This is a genomic window from Streptomyces albus subsp. chlorinus (genome assembly GCF_013302895.1).
In the GTDB taxonomy this organism is placed as follows: domain Bacteria; phylum Actinomycetota; class Actinomycetes; order Streptomycetales; family Streptomycetaceae; genus Streptomyces; species Streptomyces chlorinus.
The window spans coordinates 6,208,175-6,213,285 of the sequence record NZ_VJOK01000001.1; the positions used below are offsets into that span (position 1 = coordinate 6,208,175).

Sequence of the window (5,111 nt, forward strand, 5' to 3'; positions counted from 1 at the left end):
GCCGGCCACACCGGCCGCGCGGGCGCGGCCCCAGCCGCCGCGGCGGACGAGTTCCAGCAGGTCACGCTCGCCAAGGGCGTGGAGGAGACGGGCGAGCCGATGACGATAGCGGTGCTCCCGGACCGCTCCGTCCTGCACACCGCGCGCGAAGGCACGCTCCGGCTGACCGACGCGAAGGGCGACACCAAGGTCGCGGGCACCCTCGACGTCTACAAGCACGACGAGGAGGGGCTCCAAGGGGTCGGCGTCGACCCGCGGTTCGGCAAGAACCGGTTCGTCTACCTCTACTACGCGCCCAAGCTGAACACCCCGGACGGGGACGCGCCGGACACCGGGACGGCCGAGGACTTCAAGAAGTTCCAGGGCGTCAACCGGCTCTCGCGGTTCGTGCTGAAGAAGGACGGCACGCTCGACAAGGCGAGCGAGAAGAAGATCCTGGACGTGCCCGCCAACCGGGGCACCTGCTGCCACGTGGGCGGCGACATCGCGTTCGACTCCAAGGGCAACCTGCTGCTGTCCACCGGCGACGACTCCAACCCCTTCCAGTCGGACGGCTTCACCCCGATCGACGAGCGCGCCGACCGCAACCCGGCCTTCGACGCCCAGCGCTCCGCGGGCAACACCGACGACCTGCGCGGCAAGATCCTCCGCATCAAGGTCCGCGGCGACGGCTCGTACACCGTCCCGAAGGGCAACCTCTTCCGGAAGGGCACGAAGAAGACGCGGCCCGAGATCTACGCGATGGGCTTCCGCAACCCGTTCCGGATGACCGTGGACAAGAAGACCGACACGGTCTACGTCGGCGACTACGGCCCCGACGCGGGCGCCGCCGACCCGCGGCGCGGCCCGGCGGGACAGGTCGAGTTCGACCGCGTCACGCGCCCGGGCAACTACGGCTGGCCGTACTGCACCGGCGAGAACGACGCCTACACCGACTACGACTTCGCCACCAAAACCTCCGGCGAGAAGTTCGACTGCGCGGCGCCGCGCAACACCTCCCCGCGCAACACCGGACTGACCAGACTGCCGCCCGCGCACGCCGCCTGGATCACCTACAACGGGCCCTCGGTGCCCGAGTTCGGTGACGGCTCCGAATCCCCGATGGGCGGACCCGTCTACCGCTACGACGCGAAGAACACCAACCCGGCCAAGTTCCCCAAGAGCTTCGACGGCGACTTCTTCGCGGGCGAGTTCGGCCGCAAGTGGATCAAGCGCATCGAGCACGGCGCGGACGGCGAGGTCTCGAAGATCAACGACTTCCCGTGGACCGGCACCCAGGTGATGGACATGGACTTCGGCCCGGACGGCGCGCTCTACGTCCTCGACTACGGCACCGGCTACTTCAACGGGGACGAGAACTCCGCCCTCTACCGCATCGAGAACGCCACCGACGGGCACAGCCCCGTCGTCGAGGCCGGCAGCGACGTGCGCGACGGGCAGGCGCCGCTCGAGGTCGCCTTCACCTCCGAGGCGAGCGACCAGGACGGCGACGCCCTGAAGCTGAGCTGGGACTTCGGCGACGGCGCCACCTCCACCGAGGCGAACCCCACCCACACCTACCGGGCGAACGGCACCTACACCGCCACCGTCACCGCCCAGGACGCCTCGGGCCGCACCGGCTCCGCCGGCGTCCACGTCACGGTCGGCAACACCGCCCCCAAGGTGCGGCTGAAGCTCCCGGCCGACGGGACGCCGTTCTCCTTCGGCGACGAGATCCCCTTCGAGGTGCGGGTCACCGACCCGGAGGAGCCGCGGATCGACTGCTCCCGGGTCGAGGTCAACTACATCCTGGGTCACGACAGCCACGGCCACCCCATGACCTCGGCCAAGGGCTGCGAGGGCACGCTCAAGACCCAGGCCGACGGTGAGCACGACCCCGATGCCAACATCTTCGGTGTCCTCGACGCCTCCTACACCGACAGCGGCGCGAACGGCCAGCCCTCGCTGACCGGCCACGGGCAGAGCGTCCTGCAGCCCGAGCACCGCCAGGCCGAGCACTTCACCGCCGCCGCCGACGGCGTCACCAAGGGCGACGTGGCCGGGGCCGAGGGCGGCAAGGCCGTCACCGGGGTGAAGAACGGCCAGTGGATCGCCTACGACCCGTACGCGCCCGCCGGGGTCAGCAAGCTGACGGCCCGTGTGGCGGGCAAGGCCGACGGCACCGTCGAGGTCCGCGCCGACGCCCCGGACGGGCCTCTCCTGGGCACGGCGAAGGTCTCCGCGACCAGCGGCTGGAGCGAGGTGAGCACCGCCGTCAGCGGTGCGCCCGAGGGCGCCGACAAGCTCTACCTCGTCTTCACCGGAGGCGGGGGCGCGCTCTTCGACCTGGACAGCTTCACCGTCACCACCGGATGAGAGGAGGGGAGACATGACCGGGCGACGCACGCGCCGTGCCCGCCTCACCGCGGCGGCGGCCGCACTGCTGGCCGGGGCCTTCGCGGTGCCGCAGCAGGCCGCCGCACAGCCGGACGGCGACAAGGCGGGCAGGGTCCTCGTCTTCTCCAGGACGGCCGGGTTCCGCCACGACTCCATCCCCGACGGCATCGCCGCGATCCGGCAGCTGGGAGCGGACGGCGGCTTCCGCGTGGACGCCACGGAGGACGCCGCCGCGTTCACCCCCAGGAAGCTGGCACGGTACGACGCGGTGGTCTTCCTCTCCACCACGGGAGACGTGCTCGACGGGCGGCAGCAGCGGGCCTTCGAGGCGTACATCGGTAAGGGCGGCGGCTACGTCGGCGTGCACGCCGCCGCCGACACCGAGTACGACTGGAAGTGGTACGGCGGCCTGGCCGGCGCCTACTTCGCCTCCCACCCGGCGATCCAGCCCGCCACCGTGCGGGTCGAGGACCGCGGCCATCCCGCCACCGCCCACCTGGGCGACAGCTGGCAGCGCACCGACGAGTGGTACAACTACCGCTCCAACCCGCGCGAGCGGGCCCACGTCCTGGCCACCCTGGACGAGGGCTCCTACACCGGCGGCACCATGGGCGCCGACCACCCGCTGGCCTGGTGCCAGGAGTACGCCGGAGGGCGCGCCTTCTACACGGGCGCGGGCCACACCGAGGAGGCGTACGCGGACCCCGCCTTCCGCGCGCACCTGCTGGGCGGCATCCGGTACGCCACCGGCGCGGTGCGGGCCGACTGCCGTCCCGAGACGGGGTACACACCGCTGTACGACGGCCACGGACTCGACGGCTGGAAGCAGGCCGGGCCCGGCTCCTTCGAGGAGAGCGCCGAGGGGACGCTCACCAGCCGCGGCGGCATGGGCCTGCTGTGGTACGCGCGGCGCCCGTTCTCCTCCTACTCCCTCAAGCTCGACTGGCGGATGGCGGGCGCCGACGGCGACGACAACTCCGGTGTCTTCGTCGGCTTCCCCGCCTCCGACGACCCGTGGTCGGCCGTGGAGAAGGGCTACGAGATCCAGATCGACGCCACGGACGTGGACGAGAAGACCACGGGCTCGGTCTACGGGTTCCAGTCGGCCGACCTCGCCGCGCGCGACAGGGCCCTCAACCCGCCCGGCACCTGGAACACCTATGAGATCCGGGTCGAGGGCGAGCGCCTGCGGGTGTACCTGAACGGGGTGCTCGTCAACGACTACACCAACACCGATCCGGCCCGCAGCCTGACGGACGGGCACGTGGGCCTGCAGAACCACGGAGACGGGGACGAGGTGGCCTTCCGCAACGTCCGCATCCGGCAACTGGACTGAGGCCCCGCGCCACCACGGGCGGACGGTGGGCGTGCGGGCGGTGGGGGCGCGGGACCGCGCACCCCACCGCACACCCACTGCGCACGCACCGCGCGGCCGAGCCGCTCGCACGCGCCCCGGCCGCGCCCCAGCCGCACTTCGGCCGCACCGCACCACCCAGCACCAGCCAGGAAGGACATCCGTGACCGACAACCGAGAGAACCCCGTCGGCGCAGTGCCCCGCACCGGGGTGTGGCTCATCGGCGCCAGGGGTTCCGTCGCCACCACCACCCTCACCGGAGCGGCAGCGCTGGCCGCGGGGCTGCACCCGCCCGTCGGCCTGGTCACGGAGACACCCCCGTTCGAGGGCAGCGCACTCCCACCGCTCGACTCCCTCGTCTTCGGCGGTCACGACACCGCCAGCTGCCCCCTCCCCAAGCGCGCGGAGGCCCTGGCGGAGGCCGGAGTGCTGCCGCACGGACTCCCGTCCGCACTCGGCGCGGAACTGGCCGCCGCCGAGGCGCGGATCCGCCCGGTGGCGGAGTCCGGACCGGGCGCGGGGGAGGAGGAGTTCATCGCCGCCTGCGCCGAGGACATCCGCGCCTTCACCCGCGCCCACGGCCTCGCCCGCACCGTCGTCGTCAACGTCGCCAGCACCGAACCGCACCCGGCCGACGACGAGGACCCGCTCCCGCCCAGTTCCCGCTACGCGGCGGCGGCCCTGCGCGCGGGGTGCCCGTATGCCAACTTCACCCCCTCCACCGGACTGCACCACCCCCGCCTGGCCGGGACGGCACGCACCGCGGGCGTGCCGTACGCGGGACGGGACGGCAAGACGGGGCAGACACTGCTGCGGTCCGTGCTCGCCCCGATGTTCGCGCAGCGCGCGCTGGCAGTCCGGGCGTGGTCGGGTACCAACCTGCTCGGCGGCGGTGACGGGGCGGCACTCGCCGATCCGGCCGCGGCGGCGGCCAAGAACGCGGGCAAGGCCAGGGTGCTGGCGGACAACCTCGGCACCCTGCCCCAGGGCGAGGTGCACATCGACGACGTCCCCGCGATGGGGGACTGGAAGACCGCCTGGGACCACATCGCCTTCGACGGCTTCCTCGGCTCCCGCATGGTCCTCCAGACGATCTGGCAGGGCTGCGACTCCGCGCTCGCCGCCCCGCTCGTCCTCGACCTCGCCCGCCTGCTGGCCCGCGCCGACGAGGCGGGCCTCACCGGCCCGGTCGAGGGGCTGGGCTTCTACTTCAAGGACCCCGACAACGGGCCCGCCGACCTGCCGGGCCAGTGGCGTGCCCTGCTGGCCCTCGCCGACCGCCTGGCGGCGGCCAGGGACGGGGGCGCCGCGTGACGCGGCGGGAGCGGGCCGCCGCATGGGCCCAACTGCTGCGCGTCTCCGCCGCTGTTCACCGTGCCC

The 5,111-nt window shown here is 72.8% G+C and carries 3 protein-coding genes; all 3 read left to right on the forward strand.

Annotated elements, in window-relative coordinates; genetic code table 11:
- Nucleotides 1-2,355: PQQ-dependent sugar dehydrogenase (locus FM076_RS26935; RefSeq protein WP_173873478.1), on the forward strand; the 2,355-nt coding region annotated here is incomplete at its 5' end.
- 13 nt (nt 2,356-2,368) lie between these two features.
- A complete protein-coding gene (locus FM076_RS26940; RefSeq protein ID WP_173873479.1) occupies nt 2,369-3,712 on the forward strand; it encodes a ThuA domain-containing protein in 1,344 nt (447 codons plus the stop codon).
- Between the two features lie 181 nt (nt 3,713-3,893).
- Nucleotides 3,894-5,045, forward strand: a complete 1,152-nt coding sequence (locus FM076_RS26945) for an inositol-3-phosphate synthase (RefSeq protein ID WP_173873480.1) — start codon at nt 3,894-3,896, stop codon at nt 5,043-5,045.
- The last annotated feature ends 66 nt before the right edge of the window (nt 5,046-5,111 follow it).

What these genes read in the sequence shown, in the direction of transcription:
- FM076_RS26940 (WP_173873479.1), top strand. Translation starts at nt 2,369, where the DNA reads ATGACCGGGCGACGCACGCGCCGTGCCCGCCTCACCGCGGCGGCGGCC.